The 17,667-nt window shown below is 40.2% G+C and carries 21 protein-coding genes; 5 read left to right on the top strand and 16 right to left on the bottom strand.

What is annotated here, in order from left to right:
* Window positions 1-284: 284 nt before the first annotated feature.
* The 3 genes from parC to ACFRAK_RS20220 form a co-directional block, all read right to left on the bottom strand.
* Window positions 285-2,729 (bottom strand): DNA topoisomerase IV subunit A, encoded by a 2,445-nt coding sequence (gene parC, locus ACFRAK_RS20230; RefSeq protein WP_387595915.1) that lies wholly within the window; start codon window positions 2,727-2,729, stop codon window positions 285-287.
* Complete coding sequence (gene parE, locus ACFRAK_RS20225) at window positions 2,719-4,704, bottom strand: DNA topoisomerase IV subunit B (RefSeq protein WP_141994290.1); 1,986 nt, start codon at window positions 4,702-4,704, stop codon at window positions 2,719-2,721. Before parE ends, parC begins: the two co-directional genes overlap by 11 nt.
* A gap of 384 nt (window positions 4,705-5,088) precedes the next feature.
* A complete protein-coding gene (locus ACFRAK_RS20220) occupies window positions 5,089-5,499 on the bottom strand; it encodes a CoA-binding protein (RefSeq protein WP_098371897.1) in 411 nt (136 codons plus the stop codon).
* Window positions 5,500-5,988: 489 nt separating this feature from the next.
* Between ACFRAK_RS20220 and plsY the strand changes: the two genes are divergently transcribed.
* On the top strand, window positions 5,989-6,576 hold the full coding sequence (gene plsY, locus ACFRAK_RS20215; protein ID WP_260286133.1) for a glycerol-3-phosphate 1-O-acyltransferase PlsY: 588 nt from the start codon (window positions 5,989-5,991) through the stop codon (window positions 6,574-6,576).
* 64 nt (window positions 6,577-6,640) lie between these two features.
* Here plsY and ACFRAK_RS20210 read toward each other — a convergent pair whose 3' ends face one another.
* Complete coding sequence (locus tag ACFRAK_RS20210; protein ID WP_394572324.1) at window positions 6,641-7,117, bottom strand: methyl-accepting chemotaxis protein; 477 nt, start codon at window positions 7,115-7,117, stop codon at window positions 6,641-6,643.
* Window positions 7,118-7,358: 241 nt separating this feature from the next.
* Here ACFRAK_RS20210 and ACFRAK_RS20205 point away from each other — a divergent pair, with 241 nt between their 5' ends.
* Window positions 7,359-7,502: a YycC family protein gene (locus ACFRAK_RS20205; RefSeq protein ID WP_098371894.1), complete on the top strand. Its 144-nt coding sequence runs from the start codon at window positions 7,359-7,361 to the stop codon at window positions 7,500-7,502.
* 422 nt (window positions 7,503-7,924) lie between these two features.
* Here the strand turns inward: ACFRAK_RS20205 and ACFRAK_RS20200 are convergent, their stop codons facing one another.
* Window positions 7,925-8,413 (bottom strand): NUDIX hydrolase, encoded by a 489-nt coding sequence (locus ACFRAK_RS20200; protein WP_394572322.1) that lies wholly within the window; start codon window positions 8,411-8,413, stop codon window positions 7,925-7,927.
* Between the two features lie 90 nt (window positions 8,414-8,503).
* Here ACFRAK_RS20200 and ACFRAK_RS20195 point away from each other — a divergent pair, with 90 nt between their 5' ends.
* Window positions 8,504-8,800, top strand: a complete 297-nt coding sequence (locus ACFRAK_RS20195; RefSeq protein ID WP_098371891.1) for a HesB/YadR/YfhF family protein — start codon at window positions 8,504-8,506, stop codon at window positions 8,798-8,800.
* A 37-nt stretch (window positions 8,801-8,837) separates the two neighbouring features.
* Here the strand turns inward: ACFRAK_RS20195 and ACFRAK_RS20190 are convergent, their stop codons facing one another.
* The 7 genes from ACFRAK_RS20190 to acnA all read right to left on the bottom strand — a co-directional run bounded on the left by ACFRAK_RS20190 (window position 8,838) and on the right by acnA (window position 14,309).
* Window positions 8,838-9,131 (bottom strand): hypothetical protein, encoded by a 294-nt coding sequence (locus ACFRAK_RS20190; protein ID WP_387595903.1) that lies wholly within the window; start codon window positions 9,129-9,131, stop codon window positions 8,838-8,840.
* Between the two features lie 25 nt (window positions 9,132-9,156).
* Window positions 9,157-9,588, bottom strand: coding sequence for an acyl-CoA thioesterase (locus tag ACFRAK_RS20185; RefSeq protein ID WP_260286136.1), 432 nt, complete (start codon window positions 9,586-9,588; stop codon window positions 9,157-9,159).
* 159 nt (window positions 9,589-9,747) lie between these two features.
* Complete coding sequence (gene tlp, locus ACFRAK_RS20180) at window positions 9,748-9,993, bottom strand: small acid-soluble spore protein Tlp (protein WP_192204574.1); 246 nt, start codon at window positions 9,991-9,993, stop codon at window positions 9,748-9,750.
* A 62-nt stretch (window positions 9,994-10,055) separates the two neighbouring features.
* Window positions 10,056-10,199: an acid-soluble spore protein N gene (locus tag ACFRAK_RS20175; RefSeq protein WP_057275900.1), complete on the bottom strand. Its 144-nt coding sequence runs from the start codon at window positions 10,197-10,199 to the stop codon at window positions 10,056-10,058.
* Window positions 10,200-10,337: 138 nt separating this feature from the next.
* Complete coding sequence (locus ACFRAK_RS20170; protein WP_192204573.1) at window positions 10,338-10,466, bottom strand: FbpB family small basic protein; 129 nt, start codon at window positions 10,464-10,466, stop codon at window positions 10,338-10,340.
* A gap of 391 nt (window positions 10,467-10,857) precedes the next feature.
* A complete protein-coding gene (locus ACFRAK_RS20165; RefSeq protein ID WP_260286139.1) occupies window positions 10,858-11,391 on the bottom strand; it encodes a TlpA disulfide reductase family protein in 534 nt (177 codons plus the stop codon).
* 206 nt (window positions 11,392-11,597) lie between these two features.
* Entirely contained in the window at window positions 11,598-14,309 is a 2,712-nt protein-coding gene (gene acnA, locus ACFRAK_RS20160) for an aconitate hydratase AcnA (protein WP_387595897.1), read from the bottom strand.
* Between the two features lie 385 nt (window positions 14,310-14,694).
* Between acnA and sspO the strand changes: the two genes are divergently transcribed.
* Entirely contained in the window at window positions 14,695-14,847 is a 153-nt protein-coding gene (gene sspO, locus ACFRAK_RS20155) for a small acid-soluble spore protein O (RefSeq protein ID WP_260286141.1), read from the top strand.
* Window positions 14,848-14,983: 136 nt separating this feature from the next.
* On the opposite strand, the gene ACFRAK_RS20150 is transcribed toward sspO, so the two are convergent.
* Window positions 14,984-15,247 carry a hypothetical protein gene (locus ACFRAK_RS20150; protein ID WP_048678629.1) on the bottom strand — a complete coding sequence of 88 codons (264 nt, stop codon included), beginning with the start codon at window positions 15,245-15,247 and terminating at the stop codon, window positions 14,984-14,986.
* Between the two features lie 113 nt (window positions 15,248-15,360).
* Here ACFRAK_RS20150 and ACFRAK_RS20145 point away from each other — a divergent pair, with 113 nt between their 5' ends.
* On the top strand, window positions 15,361-15,504 hold the full coding sequence (locus tag ACFRAK_RS20145; RefSeq protein ID WP_083450736.1) for a small acid-soluble spore protein P: 144 nt from the start codon (window positions 15,361-15,363) through the stop codon (window positions 15,502-15,504).
* Window positions 15,505-15,675: 171 nt separating this feature from the next.
* On the opposite strand, the gene ACFRAK_RS20140 is transcribed toward ACFRAK_RS20145, so the two are convergent.
* The 3 genes from ACFRAK_RS20140 to thiS are packed head-to-tail and all read right to left on the bottom strand — an operon-like array spanning window position 15,676 to window position 17,664.
* On the bottom strand, window positions 15,676-16,695 hold the full coding sequence (locus ACFRAK_RS20140) for a thiazole biosynthesis adenylyltransferase ThiF (RefSeq protein WP_394572319.1): 1,020 nt from the start codon (window positions 16,693-16,695) through the stop codon (window positions 15,676-15,678).
* Window positions 16,692-17,459 carry a thiazole synthase gene (locus ACFRAK_RS20135; protein ID WP_076371424.1) on the bottom strand — a complete coding sequence of 256 codons (768 nt, stop codon included), beginning with the start codon at window positions 17,457-17,459 and terminating at the stop codon, window positions 16,692-16,694. The genes ACFRAK_RS20140 and ACFRAK_RS20135 overlap by 4 nt, the downstream gene beginning before the upstream one ends.
* A gap of 1 nt (window position 17,460) precedes the next feature.
* Window positions 17,461-17,664 carry a sulfur carrier protein ThiS gene (gene thiS, locus ACFRAK_RS20130; protein ID WP_387595889.1) on the bottom strand — a complete coding sequence of 68 codons (204 nt, stop codon included), beginning with the start codon at window positions 17,662-17,664 and terminating at the stop codon, window positions 17,461-17,463.
* Between the last annotated feature and the right edge of the window lie 3 nt (window positions 17,665-17,667).

The raw sequence follows: 17,667 nt of genomic DNA, 5'->3' as shown, positions 1-17,667 counted from the left end.
ATGCAAGGAGTGTGCCAAAAATAAATCGTTATGTTTCATGGGTTCTATGAATGGTAAAATTCAAAATTGAATTATTTGCTGTCCTCTTAATAATATTCGGTTCATAATACTAGAATTTAAATTTGACTCAATAAGTCATTTTTGAATTGATTGATTAACTTCGTAAAAGAAATCAACTTGTAGTGCGGGGCAGGTGCGGATTATTTTCTGGAAGGATATGACTAGTCATTTAAAGGAAAATAAACGGGATGCTGATAAGATCAGCATCCCGTTCAAAAAATGATTCACTGCTCTATGGCGGAGTCATCTTCCAATGATATTTTCCATAATTCTTTCGCTTTCCCACTAACCGTTTCATCAAAAACAAATGACCCATTCGTATACCGATCATGATTTTTTAATGAAGCGGCATGAATCGTTTCAATGGTTCCCTTTTCAGAAAGAATGAATAGACTGTCGGTTTTGTTAATGATATCGAAACCAATGACCCTATGAGGATTCGATTTCAATTCCCTCAAGACCACGACACCGCGTTTTGCCCGGCTCGTTTTTTCAAACTCGGTTAATTTCATTTTCTTTATGGCCCCGCGCTGTGTAACGATAAAGATCGATTCTTTACTATCCTTGGCCAAAACCTTTCCGCCAATGACATAATCATCTTCTTTCAAATTAATCCCTTTGACTCCCGCCGCCCGGACACCGACAACACTTACTTCTTCTTCATCAAACCATAAACCGTATCCGTTATGAGTAACTAGGAAAAGGTCAGCCTGGCCATCGGTATGGTGGACATCTACCAGTTCATCGTCACCTTTTAAATTGACACCAACCAGCGGTTTTGAATGACGCTGGGCTTTATAAGAAGCTAATTCTGTCTTTTTCACCATACCATTTTTCGTAATGAACACTAAGAATTCCGGCATGGTAAAATCTTTGATTGGAATAGCTTTTATGATTTGTTCTTCCCTGTCGATTGGAATGATGTTCGCGATATGCTGACCGGTTTCCTTCCAGCGAATATCAGGAAGCTGATGAACTGGACAGTATAGGTAGTTCCCTTTGGATGTGAACAGCAACAGGACATCTGTTGTATTCATCTCCAGCCTCTGGAGCAGGCGATCGGAATCCTTCATGCCAAAATCAAGACCTCCTGATGCTGCATATGATCGTAACGATGTCCGTTTGACATAGCCTTCTTTCGTCACGGTAACCATCACGTCTTCACTAGCAATCAAGACTTCAAGATTGATTTTGATTTCTTCAATTTCTTTTTCGATTTTGGAACGCCGTCCGTCATCAAAGCCCTTTTTAATGAATCTAAGTTCTTTTTTAATTACTTGAAGAAGAACTCTTTCACTGCCAAGAATCTTTGTCAATTCCTCTATTTTGTTCTTCAATTCCGCTGCCTCTGCTTCAAGTGCTGTAATATCCGTATTTGTCAGCCTATATAACTGCAAGGAGACAATGGCTTCAGCTTGCGCTTCTGTAAAAGCGAATTTAGCAATGAGGTTATCTTTAGCATTCCGTTTGTCTTTAGATGCCCGGATGACAGCGATGACCTCATCTAATATGGATAAAGCCTTCACTAAACCATCGACGATATGTGCCCTGTCATGTGCCTTTTGCAACTCATAACGTGAACGGTTCACGATTACCTCTTTACGGTGTTCGATATATGCATCGAGCATTTTAGGCAGGCTCATCAATGTTGGACGTTTTTTATAAATCGCAACCATATTGAAATTGTAAGCGATTTGGAGATCGGAATTTTTGTATAAATAATGCAGGACTCCATTTGCATCTGCTTCTTTTTTCAGTTCAATGACAATGCGCAGTCCTGTACGGTCGGTTTCATCCCTTACTTCGGCAATGCCTTCCACTTTCCGGTCTAGACGGAACTCATCCATCTTCTTGACAAGGTTTGCTTTATTGACTTCATATGGGATTTCAGTGATGACGATTTGCTGCTTGCCGCCCCGAATCGTTTCCACTTCCGCCAACCCGCGAATGATTATTTTCCCTTTACCTGTTTCATAGGCCTTACGAATGCCTTCAATTCCTTGAATGATACCGCCAGTAGGAAAATCCGGCCCTTTAATGACCGTCATTAAATCAGCGACTGTCGCTTCCGGTTTATCGATTCGCATAATGGCAGCATCAATGACTTCACCAAGTTGATGTGGCGGGATTTCAGTGGCATAGCCGGCTGAAATTCCTGTAGAGCCGTTTACAAGCAGGTTAGGGAACATTGCAGGTAATACAATGGGCTCTTCAGATGTATCATCAAAGTTCGGTACGAAATCGACCGTCCTTTTTTCTATATCCCGCAGCATCTCGGAGGCAATCGATGAAAGCCTTGCTTCCGTATACCGCATCGCAGCAGGAGGATCACCATCGATACTGCCATTGTTTCCGTGCATTTGGACCATGACCTTCCGCAGCTTCCAGTCTTGGCTCATCCGAACCATTGCCTCATAAACGGACGAATCTCCGTGAGGGTGATAGTTACCAATTACATTACCGACCGTTTTTGCGGATTTCCTGAATCCTTTTTCCTGAGTATTTCCTTCGACATGCATCGCATACAATATCCTGCGCTGCACCGGTTTTAAACCGTCCCTAGCATCCGGAAGTGCCCGGTCTTGGATAATATATTTACTATAACGCCCGAAGCGGTCACCAATTACCTCTTCAAGCGGCAAATCTCGAAACGTTTCTTCAAATACCATCGTTAATGACCTCCTCTTCAATCGACATATTTTCATTATCTAAAATATTCGATTCCTCTTCGAGACCAAAAGCGACATTGGCTTCAATCCACTTACGACGCGGTTCAACCTTATCTCCCATCAACGTTGTCACACGTCTTTCTGCACGGGCACCATCATCGATCTTCACACGTATCAATGTCCTTGTTTCCGGGTTCATGGTGGTATCCCATAATTGGTCGGCATTCATCTCACCCAGCCCTTTATAGCGCTGAATCATATAGCCTTTCCCCACCTTGTCTATCGCTCCCTGAAGTTCTTCGTCACTCCATGCATATTCAATTACTTCTTTCTTCCCGGTCCCTTTGCTCACTTTATATAAAGGGGGCAAGGCAATGTAAACCTTCCCTGACTCTATTAACGGCTTCATATAGCGATAAAAGAAAGTCAGCAGCAGCACTTGGATATGGGCACCATCCGTATCGGCATCAGTCATGATGATCACTTTATCATAGTTAGTGTCCGGCGTGTTGAACTCCGCCCCGACACCTCCGCCGATGGCATGGATGATCGTATTTATTTCCTCGTTTTTAAAAATATCGGCTAGTTTCGCCTTTTCCGTATTGATAACTTTACCCCGTAATGGCAGTACTGCTTGAAAACGGCGATCCCGGCCTTGCTTAGCGGATCCCCCAGCAGAGTCCCCTTCCACAAGATACAATTCATTCCGTTCGGGATTCTTCGATTGAGCTGGTGTTAATTTCCCAGAAAGGATTGCATCGGATTTCTTCCGTTTCTTCCCGCTTCTTGCGTCCTCACGAGCTTTGCGTGCAGCTTCCCTTGCTTGGAACGCTTTAATCGCTTTTTTAACCAATAGGGTACTCGTTGTCGGATCTTCTTCAAAAAAGTAGGCTAAGTGCTCTGATACGATGGAATCGACTGCAGAACGGGCTTCACTGGTTCCAAGCTTGCTCTTGGTTTGTCCTTCGAATTGAAGAAGTTCTTCAGGGATACGTACTGAAATGATTGAAGACAAGCCTTCACGTATATCGGTACCTTCGAGGTTTTTATCTTTTTCCTTTAAGAGCCCCATTTTTCTGGCATAATCATTAAATGCCCTTGTCATGGCCGTTTTTGCACCAATCTCATGGGTGCCTCCGTCTTTTGTACGAACGTTATTTACAAAGCTTAAAATATTTTCTGAATAACCATCATTGAATTGAAAGGCGAGTTCGACCTCTATCCCATTTTGTTCCCCTTCCAAGCTGACTACACTATGAAGGGTCTCTTTTTCTTCATTTAAATAATCAACAAACGCTTCAATTCCATTTTCATAGTGAAAAATTTCATTATGGTCGTTACGCTCATCCGTCAATTCTATCTTCATGCCTTTTAAAAGAAAAGCCGATTCGCGAAGACGTTCACATAAGATATCATAATTAAAAGTCGTCACCGAAAATATTTTTGGATCGGGCTTGAAGTGGATTTTGGTCCCAGCTTGATTCGTTTTACCGATTTTCTCCAGTGTGGTCTCTGGCTTTCCGCCATTGAAAAAACGTTGTTCGTAAATGAACCCGTCCCGTTTGATGGTCACGACAAGCCATTCAGACAACGCGTTAACGACCGAAGCACCTACTCCATGAAGGCCTCCACTCGTTTTATATCCGCCTTGTCCAAATTTCCCTCCAGCATGAAGAATCGTCAAAATGACTTCAGGCGTCGGCTTACCTAATTTATGCATGCCAATAGGCATTCCGCGCCCTTTATCCGACACACTTACACTGTTATCTTTATGTATTTTCACACTAATTTGGTCTCCATATCCAGCTAAAGCCTCATCTACGGAGTTATCTACAATCTCGTACACTAAATGATGAAGTCCGCGTGCATCAGTACTGCCGATATACATACCGGGACGTTTTCTGACCGCTTCGAGTCCTTCCAGTACCTGAATTGCATCATCATTGTACTCGATTGTTTTTACTTTCTTTGCCACAGAAATTCCCCTTTCCTTACTAAACACAATTTCCGGGCCAAATCATACTGCAATGAAATGACTCACTAGCTTAACAAATTCATTAATACGTTAATATCATATAAAAAGTATAATACTTTCCCGAACAAAGAACAAGTGTTCTATTTTTTTATCCTTTTTATTAGCGTTTGCACATTTGTGTGGAACAAAACGTATCATAGCTACCATTCTAATTGTAGCGGTAAATTTTCATTTGGCAAATATACTTTTATTATTTTAATCAAATTTAGCTTTAATGGCCCAAATTTCCCGATCGCTCGGTGCCCGCTATGGCTGCCTTTTAGTTTTTTCTCCGATTGAGATACAGCGATGCCTAAAAAAAGAGCGGAAGTTCCGCTCTTCATATTACTTGGTAAGGGCGTGTTCGACTTTTATGCATCGATTCATGATGACAGTATATCCTTTTTCTTTCAAAAAATTATAGGCTTCTTCATTTTCCACCCCAAGCTGCGCCCAAAAGATATCTGCATCGATTTCTGCAAATTCCTTGGCTATCTCCGGAAGGAACTCTGAACGGCGGAAAACATTGACGATATCGACGTGACCTTCAATATCTTTCAGAGCTTTAACTGCCTTGACACCCAGCACTTCAGAGATAGCAGGGTTTACCGGGATGATTTCATATCCGCTTTCCTGCATGGCCTTTGATACCATATAAGAAGTACGCTCAGGGTTATTAGATAAGCCAACGACAGCGATGCGCTTCGATTTTTTCAACATCTTTCCCATTTCTTCCCTGCTTGGATTTTCTATCATTTTTTTCAATCCCCTTTATAATAAAATGTAATATTTGACTAAAGAGTATTCCTAACAAAGGTATCTACAGACAAAAGCTGTTTATTACCATTATTAAGAAAAACCATTATACAAGAAAGAAAAAGTTTCGAAAAGGCATGACTCACTTAACTTTCTTATGTTCATACAGACTACCACGTATTGTAACAATTTATACAAAGAGGCATCCTTCATTTATATTGACGAAAATAAGGAAGGCTAAACCTTTCACCCTTCATGAACTTAACGTATATCAAAAGATGTAAGTTCATCAAGGAAAATTCATTTTTTTAGTGGATTTTTTTTGGACAACCGTACCATTTTGTCACGAAAATGTTACAATAAGAGAAGCTTAACAGGGATTTTAAGGCTGTTTTTAGCTATTTCTACACGTTTATTTTGAAAAAGGGATTAATCGACCCTTAAACGTGATAAAAAAAGAAGATTTTTCTTAAAAGAAAGGGTAATAGAATGCTTACATTTATCACTATACTGGCTGCCTACCTGATCGGCTCGATTCCTTCCGGTTTAATAATTGGTAAAACATTTTACAAAATCGACATCCGGGAGCATGGCAGTAAAAATCTGGGCGGGACAAATACCTTCAGGACACTTGGTGTCAAGGCAGGGCTAACCGTTACTATTATGGATATACTTAAGGGTACCCTAGCAACTTATCTGCCGTATATGCTAGGCGTGGACATGCATTTATTGCTAGCCGGAGTTATTGCGGTCATCGGTCATATGTTTCCCATTTTTGCAAATTTTCGGGGCGGAAAAGCGGTGGCAACTTCTGCTGGTGTCATTCTTGCTTATGAACCATGGTTTTTTGTCTTTGCCGTCATCATTTTCTTTATATCCTTATACATATCCAAATATGTCTCGCTTTCATCCATGATTGCTTGTCTTCTTGCTCTCATCTACAGTTTAGTTTTCCATATTGATGATCCGGCGCTCATTATTGTAATCAGTTTAATAACGATCTTCATTTTTTACCGGCATCGAGCTAACATCAAGCGAATTATCGATAAAACTGAACCGAAGGTAAAGTGGTTGTAAGATCAAAGTGAAAATAGGCCCTTATGCATGGGCCTATTTTCCATTCTGCAATTCATTAGCCGTGTTATTCAGGATTCAGGATACCGGCATGCCTTGAAACCTTTTCAGTATCGTTTCCGATTTCCTGGATGTTTGACACTAATCCCTGAATTTCCATTTCCTTTTCTGCAGAATCGGTCATATTCCCTTTGATAACCCCGATCATTTCATTAAAAATATTTTCTGTTGACTCCAATTCTTTCTCTCCTGCTTGTACCGCTTCATTGACCCTTGGGATGGAATCAACAAAATCTTTCATATATTCATTTGATGTTTGCACGATTGCATCTATTTCAGCTATCGATTTTTTAGTCTGTTCTGCAAGTTTCCTGACCTCATTTGAAACAAATCCATCATGTTCGCCTGCCCGTGGTGCCTTGATGGCTGAGTTCAATGATAGTAAATTTGCCTGGTAGTCTATTCCCTGTACAAGCTTAACAAACTCGGTAATGCTTAGGAAAAATTGGTTTAATAAAACGCGATTTTCATCAACATTTTTCATGAAGATAACAAGGTTTGTATCTTTTCCGTTAAGATCTGCATATGATTCTGCCCCTCTTCAGCCAATGTTTTGGAACAAAGTGATTGTTCAGCGCTCGTTGCGATCTACATTTTGACATATTGACCGCTTTCTATCCATTGCTTAACGGAAGTAATGGATGAATGGTCAAGTAAGGATTGAATAATTGTAGAACAGAGGCTACACTGGAACTAACTATTAAATATCGTTAGGAGAAAGTGCCATGAAGCCATTGCAAATATCACCGGAAACCGCATTAAAGTTATCCAAGTCACTAAATTTGCCTTTAGAGCAAATCATGCATATGCCTACACCCGTCTTGCTGAGAAAGCTTGCCGAAGCGGAAGCAAAAGAAAATACAAAATAGCTGCAGAGGAATCTGCAGCTATTTTTGTACGTACTCATATGTGTGCGAAACGGCCTTTCGGAGTATATCTTAAAAGGCGCTCCATCCTGCCCATTGATCTTGAAACTGAGCAATACCCAATTTCACCGCATAAATATTTCCTTTTCAGTCCTTCTAAGGAAACTTGCCGCTATCTTTTATAATGTAATTAACCATCAGTTTGAGCTGATCGAAACATCTCATACCCATACATGTCCTATATGAACTAAAAATGAAAGGGGCCCCATCTCCGTACTCCCTTTTACAGCTCCGTTTCCACAAATCAGCATCTCCAGATGGTATTTTGCTTTTAGCTTTAAAATTTCCTGTATTTTGCTTACCCTATACCAATTCCCCGGATATTCCAGGAATCAAAATAGGCAAAAAACCGCACTTGGGCGGTTTCAATTGGTAAAGATCAATTCTTTTGCAAAATCAGGCAATGGCTTCTTTTTGACTGATATTAAGTGTTCATTTTCATAGGTACAGGCAAATTCTAGTGATGGTTCATCCTGTAATATATCTTTTAGATAATGCTTTATGTTGGACACAACTTCATTTGACTCCAAAACCCATTTAAATGGCTTCCAGGCAAGTTCCCCTTCATCACAGGCAGATAGTCCGCCCCCAGCATCTTCAGCTCGGTAAACATACATTCCGCCCGTTTGATTCCATGTCACGATCCCTCGAAAGGCCATCCCCTTTACCTTCAATCCAGTTTCTTCAAGAATTTCCCGTTCCATCGATTCATCGATGGTTTCACCTTGCTCTATTTTCCCACCTATACCATTCCATTTATGCCTATTCGGATTCTTTTGGCGAAATAGCATCAACACTTCAACTTCGTTGGATCTTTTTCGAGTTATGAAACAAATATTATATATAATATCCATGGTTGTTTCCTTTCTGAAACGCACATTATTCGCATCTACTTCATAATTACTTTATACTTTAATAACGAACCTCTAGGAAGGAGAATTAGTATGAAACTGACCATTTCCGATCAAGCAGCCAAGTGGTATATCGATGAGCTGGGGCTTCAAGAAGGCTCTCATTTGCGCTTTTATGTAAGATATGGCGGGCATAGTACCGTCCAAAGCGGCTTTTCATTAGGTATCATGCAAGAAGAACCTGAAACAGCAGCAGCAGTAACAACTATGAATGAAATTAATTTTTATGTAGAAGAAAAAGATTTATGGTACTTTGATGATCATGATTTACTCATTACTTTTAATGAAAAACTGACTGAACCAGAATTCCACTATGAAAAAAGTGCCTGACAATAAAGCAGCGGTGTTAACTGCTGTTTTTTCTTGTTCAATCGAGCAGGCGCTCTTTTATATTTTCCGCCCTTAAAATTTCCGCTTGCTTGTCCCCTAAAAGATCGAAATGAGAATAGCCATCCTTCCTGTGGTGAATCCATTCTTTTTTTAGCCCGTATTTCTTACCCCACTCCGATAAACGCAGTAAATCTTTGCATCCCACTTTAGTAACCGTCTTACAACCAGGAAATCGGTCATCCAACCAATAATGAGTTAAAAAAGCTATTTGACCTTGATCTATTTTCTGCTTCCAGGCTACTACGTCTCCCCGTTTAATCCCAAAAGCCATTTCTTGATCACCTCAATAAATATTATTAATCCAATTCATCCTGCTTTTTATTTTTCTCATAGGCCTCATGCCATTCAGGATACATGCGTTTAATGGATATCGGGCGGAAGCTCTCCTTTTTAACGCATACGTGAGAAGAATGACCTGTAGCCGCCACTTCATTTTTCCCATTAACGATCTCATACCCATAAATGACCCGTAAGCCGTCATACTTTTCAATCCAGGTTTTAACTTTTACCTTATCACCATATCTAACCGGGGTTTTATACGAAGCCTGAATATCCATAACAGGTGAGATGATGCCATCCGCTTCCATATCAGCATAATGAAATCCTAAATCATTTATCAACTTTGTCCTGCCCAGTTCCATCCATATCAAATAATTCGCATGGTAAACAACACCCATTTGATCTGTCTCTGCATACCGCACTTCAATTTCGTTTTCAGCTATGAACATTTTGTTTCCCCACTTTCATTTCTATTGCAATAAACATTCTACCATAACAAATGTGCAATTTTCATTTAAGCTGTCTTGATTGACTGCTTCCCTGCCATGAAAAACTAAAAATAAAGAGGAGAAAGATTTTGCGCCTCTTTCTCCCCTTTACTTAGTTGTTTACATATTATCGTTACTATAACCGCTTTCCCGTGCTTCTTGCTCATCTTGCATTTCTTCCTTCATTCCTTCAATGCTCTTTCTTCTTCGTTCATTTTTGGCCTCAATTGCCTGTTTCTCCACACCTGAAGAAAATGATAACGTTTCATTTGCAGCGGTTATGTTTTCTTCTGTATTTTGAATTGCATCCTGAATTTTTTCAACATTATCCAAACGGTTATCCTGATTGTGTTTATATGAGCCCATTATTTTCACCTCATGATTTTTTATTTACATAATATTATTACGATCACTTTAGTATAACTTGATTATTCGCCTTTAGTTTGAATGACCTGAGGATGTTTCCCGGATTTGTCCTGCATTTTCTTACCGTTATTCCCACCCGCTGCTATTGGTTGTGTCCCTAGATGGCTCGGTCTAAAGTGTTTGGAATCTTTTTTTGGATTACCCATTCTATCGCCTCCTTCTCTTATCATGGATAAAAAAGAGGAAATTCATGAATGCCAGTTTTTGAAAAAGCCATGAAAAAAGAGCCAGCACTTTGAAGGGACCTTCATGGCACTGGCTCTTTTTAATATATCTTGCAAAACTTATTCAGCCTTTTGCATATGTTTTTTTTCAAGACGTTCCTCAATTCTCTCCATTTGTTTAACGTCCATCAATAATTCCTTTTTGTTTTCTTTTATTAATTCTTCAAATGTCCTTTTTCTTTTTTTCATGCTTTTCACCTACTTATTTTAATATACTATTCAGTATTGCCAAATTAACGTAAAATTATGACTATATGGTTTACGTCCTTAAAATTGTCATAATTATCAGATTTTAAAATCCGATTAAGTTCCATTTCTCCACTCTTTATACTTTAACCCTTTTTTCATAAACAACAACCGTAATTTTTTAAATTTTTAGATTTTTTCATTAAATTTTGACAACTTTGTTAACATACGATAAAACGGAACCTCATAAAGGTCCCGTCCAACTGTAGTATAATTACGGTTAAAAGCCAATTGACCCACCTTTTTGTTCTGAAAAAACGTTTGCTCCCTTACCGCCGTCTATGCCAAGTGACGCTAATTTCTTCCATTCTGATGGTACTTCATAAAGTTTCTCTTACTGCATGCTATTTATATTTCGTTCCATATCTTTAAGTTGCATGGCTGAAATTACCTTATTCCTGATAATGCCTTCTTTGTCGATGAAGTAAGTTGTTGGAATGCTAAGAATCCTGTAACGCTCATTCACTGGATTCTTTGCACTTTGACTGTCCAGAGGAATTGTAAAAGTAATTCCATTATCCTCTACAAATGCTTGTACATCGTTTTCGGGGTCAATATTGACGGCTAGAACGACCACATCATCACCAGCTTGCTGTGCATATTTCTCCATATCCGGCATTTCCTTCTTGCAAGGCGGACACCACGTTGCCCAAAAATTCAGCATTACCTTTTTCCCCTTATAATCAGATAATTCAACTTGTTTCCCATCCAAAGTTTTCAGGGAGAAATTCGGTGCTTTAGCTCCAATTTCCAATCCGCCCAAAGCATCTTTTTCGTCATTTCCCTTCGGTTCATTATCCATTGCCTGCACGATCGCTACCGTAATAAGTGACAGTAAGGCCACCGAAGCAATAATTTTTTTAAGCATACTCGTCCTCCTAGTCCCATTACAATAAAAATATTAGTTCTTTTCCAGAAATAGAACAACTTCCCTATTCCATCTTAACAATAAAAGGACATCCGGAAAAGTGTAATTCCTTCAAATCATATCATGATATCGCTTTGTTTCAAAAACTTGACACAAAAAAAGCGGTAAACCTGACAAGTAGGTTTACCGCTTCCTAAAAGCTGAAATTAGCCTTTTAATTTATTACGTAATACCATTTGAAGGATACCACCGTGACGGTAGTAGTCGATTTCGATTTCGGAATCGAAACGAACAAGCACATCAAATTCTTTTACGTTTCCAGCTTCATCAGTAGCTGTAACTGTTACGATATCACGAGGTTTAACTGTTTCGTCGATTTTAACTGCGATCGCTTCTTTACCAGTCAATCCAAGCGTTTCAGCGTTTTCGCCTTCTTTGAATTGAAGTGGAAGAACACCCATCAATGCAAGGTTAGAACGGTGAATACGTTCAAAGCTTTCAGCGATGACTGTTTTGATGCCAAGAAGGTTAGTACCTTTCGCAGCCCAGTCACGAGAGCTTCCCATACCATAGTCTTTACCAGCGATGACTGCAAGACCTGTTCCATCAGCTTTATATTTCATACAAGCATCATAGATAGCCATTACATCGCCTGTTGGCCAGTAAGTTGTGAATCCACCTTCTGTACCTGGAGCAACTTGGTTACGGATACGGATGTTTGCGAACGTTCCGCGCATCATCGCTTCATGGTTACCACGACGAGAACCGTAAGAGTTAAAGTCACGCGGTTTCACACCGTTTTCACGAAGGTAGATACCAGCTGGTGTATCTTTACCGATTGCACCTGCAGGAGAAATGTGGTCAGTTGTAACTGAGTCACCGAATTTACCAACTACACGCAAACCGGAAAGTGGGTTAACTGAACCAGGTTCTGGTGATAATCCTTCAAAGAATGGAGGATTTTGAATGTATGTTGATTTAGAATCGAAAGCATAAATCGCTTCGTTGCTAGTTTGGATTTCGTTCCAACGTTTGTTATCGTTGAATACTGTTTCGTATTCTTTACGGAATAACTCAGGTGTAACTGTTGATTTAACAGCAGCGTTAACTTCTTCTTGTGAAGGCCAGATGTCAGCAAGGTATACATCGTTACCATCTTTGTCTTTACCAAGTGAATCGTTGTTTAGATCAAAGTCCACAGTTCCAGCAAGAGCATAAGCTACAACCAAAGTAGGAGAAGCTAGATAGTTTGCTTTCACAAGTGGGTGAATACGCCCTTCAAAGTTACGGTTACCTGAAAGTACTGATGTTACCAGTAGATCTGCTTCAGCAACAGCTGCTTCGATTTCGTCGGCCAATGGACCTGAGTTACCGATACATGTAGTACAACCGTAACCAACTACGTTGAATCCTAATTGGTCAAGGTATGGTTGAAGACCAGCATCACGAAGGTAACCAGTAACAACTTTAGAACCTGGTGCCAATGATGTTTTTACATAATCCGGAACAGTTAGGCCTTTTTCAACTGCTTTTTTAGCAATAAGACCCGCTCCAAGCATTACATATGGGTTAGAAGTGTTCGTACAGCTTGTGATTGCAGCAATTGCAATCGCACCTGTTTTCATTACCGTTTCTTTACCATCGGCAAATTTAACAGTTACTTCTTTATCCAATTCAGAATTGTCCATGCCGAAACCTTGGTTGCCCATAGGTGCATTGATAGCGTCATGGAAAGATTTTTTCATTTGAGAAAGTGGAATCAAATCTTGCGGGCGTTTAGGGCCTGAAAGGTTTGGTTCAATTGCTGAAAGGTCGATTTCCACAACATCATTGTATGCTGGATCTTCGTTTTCAGGAGAGTAGAACAATCCATTTTCTTTGCAGTATGATTCAACCACTTTAATTTGTTTTTCATCACGGCCTGTTAAGCGCATGTAATCGATCGCTTCTGCATCAACAGGGAAGAAACCAACTGTAGCACCGTATTCTGGAGCCATGTTAGCGATTGTTGCACGGTCAGCAAGTGGAAGATATCCTACTCCTGGGCCGTAGAACTCAACGAATTTACCAACTACGCCGTGTGCACGAAGAACTTGTGTTACTTTCAATGCAAGGTCAGTAGCCGTTGTACCTTTAGGAAGTTCGCCAGTCAGTTTAACACCAACCACTTTTGGAACTGGGAAGTATGAAGGCTGTCCAAGCATTCCTGCTTCTGCTTCGATACCGCCGACACCCCAACCAAGAACACCAATACCGTTGATCATTGTAGTATGTGAATCTGTACCGAAAACAGAATCAGGGAATACTTCGAAGTCGCCGTTTGGAGTTTCAACAGCATGAACCACGTTTGCAAGGTACTCTAGGTTAACTTGGTGAACGATACCAGTTGCCGGTGGAACTGCACGATAGTTGTTGAATGATTTTTGAGCCCAGCTTAGGAACTGGTAACGCTCTGCATTACGTTCGAATTCAAGATCCATATTGGCATCAAGGGAATCCATTGTACCTGCTTTATCAACTTGTACAGAGTGGTCAATTACAAGGTCAACCGGGATTTCCGGGTTGATTTTGTCAGGGTCCCCACCAAGTGCTGCGAAAGCATTACGTAAAGAAGCTAAGTCAACAACAACAGGAACACCAGTGAAATCTTGTAGGATTACACGTGATGGCTTGAACGGAACATCTATATCTTGTTGCTCGCTTGTTCCCCATTTAGCAAGGTTCGCAACGTGTTCTTTTGTGATTACTCTTCCGTCCACTTGGCGAAGTACCGCTTCAAGTAATACTTTAATGGAATATGGAAGGCGTGATACTTTGCCGTCCCCTGCTTTTTCAATAGCGTCTAAGCTGTAGTAGTTGTAGCGTTGCCCATCAATCTCAAAGGACTTACGCGCTTGGTATACGTCATTTTTCGTCATGAATATTACCCCCTATTAAACTGTCAGAACTTATTCTGCACATAAAAGTAAAACCTGGTTCACTGAAACCATGTTTACTATAAATATAAGTAAAAAAGTTAGTTTGTCGAATTTTCTCTCTCTTCTCCCACCCTAACTCTTCCTTCAACTTAATACTAATATAGAAATGAGTATAAGTAAATAACAAGAAAGTTATTGTTTTTGATAAGTTTCTCTTATAGAAAAAAATTCCCCACATATTAAAGTGCATTTAGGAAGCCTTGCCCATATGCATTTTAATGAAAATAACCCAATTTGCAGCCTGATAAATTATTCCAGCAAAACATATTAGCTCTTCATACATAATCATTCAACATTATCGCATTCTATGGGTGGAGGTGTCGAAATGACAAAACAAAAGTCAAATCATGTTATTCCAGGAATGAATGCTGCAAAAGCGCAAGGTAATGGAGCAGGTTACAATGATGAACTAGGAAATGAACCTCCATTATCGGAAATGCAAAGGCAAAATAATAAAAAAAGAAAGAAAAACCAATGATTTCCCTCTAGGCTTTAAATCGGATAGGCTTTTTGAAATAGCAGATGTACTGCATTTTTCAAAAAGCCTATTCTATTCTAAAATCAGGAAACGCATAAGTGAAACGCGAAATACTCACGATGATGGAACCTGCCACTCAATAGTCCTCTGAATTGACCTCATTGACGATTGCCTGAATATCCTGTTCGAATTTTTTCAATTGTTCTTTCTGGTGTTCGGAAGCGGTGACTAGTGCAGATTGTATTTGCTGATAGGCCTCGTTCACTTCCTGCTTCACATGTTTCAATTCCGTTCCGTAATTAGGTGCGCTCTTCTCAATGGATGAGTATACATCAAATACTTGTTGATAACTTTGCTGGGCTTCCTGGAAAGTCCTTCGCTTATCTTGTTTATCCTGCATTTGGTTCAGCTCCTTAATTAGTGTCCATCCATAGCATGTACGAGGTTTGCAAATATATGTATGTGAATAAAATTTCACGGACTGATTATCTTAAGAGATAGGAGGGATCGCACATGAACAAAAACGATGGTAAAGATATTCGAAAAAATGCACCTAAAGGAAATAACCCAGGTCAACCTGCACCGTTAAGCGGTTCTCATAAGGTGAAAAACAGACAGCACTCCCGTCAGAAGCATAATAGCAGTCATGATATGTAGTCTGCTTAAATAATCGTTCCAAAAAAAAGCGGTGCCGCCCGGAAAAGGCAGACACCGCTTTCGTTTTATGTTTTTGAAGCACATAAATCACAAAAGGAATTTTCGATTTCTTCCTATTATAAGGGCTACTGATTTTAGCGTTTTAAGTCTTTGGCATTCCATGATTACAGTTCAGCCAATATAACGATGATATAACGTTTTTGCTTCGGAAATATCTTTCGTTCCATGAATCAACGCCCGCCCATCTTTAAAAACGACCAACCGATGGGTTCCAATCGTAAATGAAAGTAAATAAGGATTCCTGACGATCTTACCACCTTGTGCGAGAAGATTTTTTTCGATTTCCGCTAAGTCTCTTTCAAGATTCATCGCCGGCCGAATCTGGACAGAATCCCTTCCGCATAAAACGGCTGTTTTCGTTCGATTTGAATAGGAGAGATGGGGGTACGTTCGATTTACCCCGCATGACAAACAAGAATCTTTTTTTAATTGCGCTACATTTATGGATGAATATTCATTTTTCCAAAGATCAAATGAAACGATTTTGTTTCTTAGTGATTCAAAATCTTCCACAAGGATTTTCAATGCTTCCGCCAGTTGATGGGCAACGACCGTTTGAACAGCAGGGCTGATGATTCCCGCCGTATCACATGTCAGTCCTCCAATTGGAACCGTTTCCAGCAAACAATTCAAACATGGTGTCGCCTTTGGGATCATCGTGTAACTTATCCCATAACTCCCTACACAGGCCCCGTAAATCCAAGGTATATTATATTTTTGCGCAGTATCGTTTATAAGCATCCTGGTATCGAAATTATCTGTGGCATCCAATATTAGATCCACGCCTTCAACAAGCTTCGCCAATTCCTCAACCGAGACATCCGCCACTTGCGATTTTACGATAACGTCCGAATTTAGCGCATTCAAACGATTCTTTGCTGCCACTGCTTTCGGTATCCTTTTTTTAGCATCATCTTCACAATAAAGCTGTTGTCTTTGAAGGTTGCTCCACTCTACATAATCTCTGTCCACAATGGTGAGTTTCCCAATTCCTGCGCGTACAAGACCTTCTGCACTTCCCGTACCGAGAGCACCCGCTCCAATCACCAAAACGTGTTTTTTGCGAATTTTCAATTGCCCTTCTTCCCCTATGGGGCCAAAAAGTTCTTGACGTGAATAACGTTCATTCATCCAATGCTCAATCCTTCAACTGGGCTGCTTGCTATCGCGTAATCATTTTTTGCGATTCTTCCTGCTTCATACCCTAATCGACCTGCCTCAATGGCAAGTTTCATTGCTTTCGCCATTTTGACAGGGTCTTTTGCTCCGGAAACAGCAGTGTTAAGCAATACGCCATCCGCCCCTAATTCCATGGCGATTGCCGCATCGGAGGGCGTTCCAATCCCTGCATCGACAATTACAGGTACCTCAGATTGTTCCATGATGAATCGTAAGTTCAGTGGGTTTATAATGCCTTGACCAGAGCCAATTGGTGAAGCGCCAGGCATGATTGCATGGCACCCCACTTCTTCCAGGCGCTTAGCGAGCAACACGTCATCAGAAGTATAGGGTAATACGGTGAATCCCAGCTTCACTAATTCTTCAGCAGCTTTTAAGGTTTCAATCGGATCAGGCAACAGTGTTTTTTGACAGCCAATGACTTCTACCTTAATCATGTCACATAAGCCAGATGCCTTTGCAAGATGGGCTATGCGCACTGCCTCTTTGGCAGTTTTAGCTCCTGCTGTATTGGGAAGGAGTGTGTATTTTTTTAAATCAAGCTTTTCTAAAAAATTGGGCTGACTGGCTTCAAAAATATTCATTCTCCGGACCGCAAATGTTAATATTTCCGTCTCCGAAACCTCCACTGATTGCTTTTGAACATCGAAGTTTGGATACTTTCCTGTACCTAGTAACAATCTTGAAGAAAATTCATAAGAACCTATCTTTAACATATCATCCGCCTCCTACAAAATGTACAATCTCTACCTTGTCTCCATTTGACAAAAGTGTTTCACTTAGACTTTCTTTTGCCAATATTTCATCATTCAATTCAACGATCACCACTTTTTGATGTAAATCAAAGTGTTGCAAAAGCCCTGAAACTGTTGATTCATCAGCAGGAATCCTTATTTTTTCCCCGTTAATAATCAATTCCAATTC

It is taken from the genome of Peribacillus sp. NPDC056705 (assembly GCF_043656335.1).
Note: the sequence above shows the minus strand (reverse complement) of the source record. Positions and strands in the feature narration are given on the sequence as shown.

Bases quoted from the DNA above. Each gene is read 5' to 3' on its own strand.
- acnA (WP_387595897.1), bottom strand. From the start codon at position 14,309: ATGACGAAAAATGACGTATACCAAGCGCGTAAGTCCTTTGAGATTGAT.
- ACFRAK_RS20200 (WP_394572322.1), bottom strand. From the start codon at position 8,413: ATGGATATTATATATAATATTTGTTTCATAACTCGAAAAAGATCCAAC.
- ACFRAK_RS20210 (WP_394572324.1), bottom strand. From the start codon at position 7,117: ATGAAAAATGTTGATGAAAATCGCGTTTTATTAAACCAATTTTTCCTA.
- ACFRAK_RS20170 (WP_192204573.1), bottom strand. From the start codon at position 10,466: ATGAAAAAAAGAAAAAGGACATTTGAAGAATTAATAAAAGAAAACAAA.
- ACFRAK_RS20140 (WP_394572319.1), bottom strand. From the start codon at position 16,695: ATGAATGAACGTTATTCACGTCAAGAACTTTTTGGCCCCATAGGGGAA.
- ACFRAK_RS20195 (WP_098371891.1), top strand. From the start codon at position 8,504: ATGAAACTGACCATTTCCGATCAAGCAGCCAAGTGGTATATCGATGAG.
- parC (WP_387595915.1), bottom strand. From the start codon at position 2,729: ATGGTATTTGAAGAAACGTTTCGAGATTTGCCGCTTGAAGAGGTAATT.
- sspO (WP_260286141.1), top strand. From the start codon at position 14,695: ATGACAAAACAAAAGTCAAATCATGTTATTCCAGGAATGAATGCTGCA.
- ACFRAK_RS20220 (WP_098371897.1), bottom strand. From the start codon at position 5,499: ATGATAGAAAATCCAAGCAGGGAAGAAATGGGAAAGATGTTGAAAAAA.
- ACFRAK_RS20150 (WP_048678629.1), bottom strand. From the start codon at position 15,247: ATGCAGGATAAACAAGATAAGCGAAGGACTTTCCAGGAAGCCCAGCAA.
- ACFRAK_RS20135 (WP_076371424.1), bottom strand. From the start codon at position 17,459: ATGTTAAAGATAGGTTCTTATGAATTTTCTTCAAGATTGTTACTAGGT.
- ACFRAK_RS20185 (WP_260286136.1), bottom strand. From the start codon at position 9,588: ATGTTCATAGCTGAAAACGAAATTGAAGTGCGGTATGCAGAGACAGAT.
- ACFRAK_RS20145 (WP_083450736.1), top strand. From the start codon at position 15,361: ATGAACAAAAACGATGGTAAAGATATTCGAAAAAATGCACCTAAAGGA.
- tlp (WP_192204574.1), bottom strand. From the start codon at position 9,993: ATGGGCTCATATAAACACAATCAGGATAACCGTTTGGATAATGTTGAA.
- ACFRAK_RS20165 (WP_260286139.1), bottom strand. From the start codon at position 11,391: ATGCTTAAAAAAATTATTGCTTCGGTGGCCTTACTGTCACTTATTACG.
- ACFRAK_RS20190 (WP_387595903.1), bottom strand. From the start codon at position 9,131: ATGGCTTTTGGGATTAAACGGGGAGACGTAGTAGCCTGGAAGCAGAAA.
- ACFRAK_RS20175 (WP_057275900.1), bottom strand. From the start codon at position 10,199: ATGGGTAATCCAAAAAAAGATTCCAAACACTTTAGACCGAGCCATCTA.
- ACFRAK_RS20205 (WP_098371894.1), top strand. From the start codon at position 7,359: ATGAAGCCATTGCAAATATCACCGGAAACCGCATTAAAGTTATCCAAG.
- plsY (WP_260286133.1), top strand. From the start codon at position 5,989: ATGCTTACATTTATCACTATACTGGCTGCCTACCTGATCGGCTCGATT.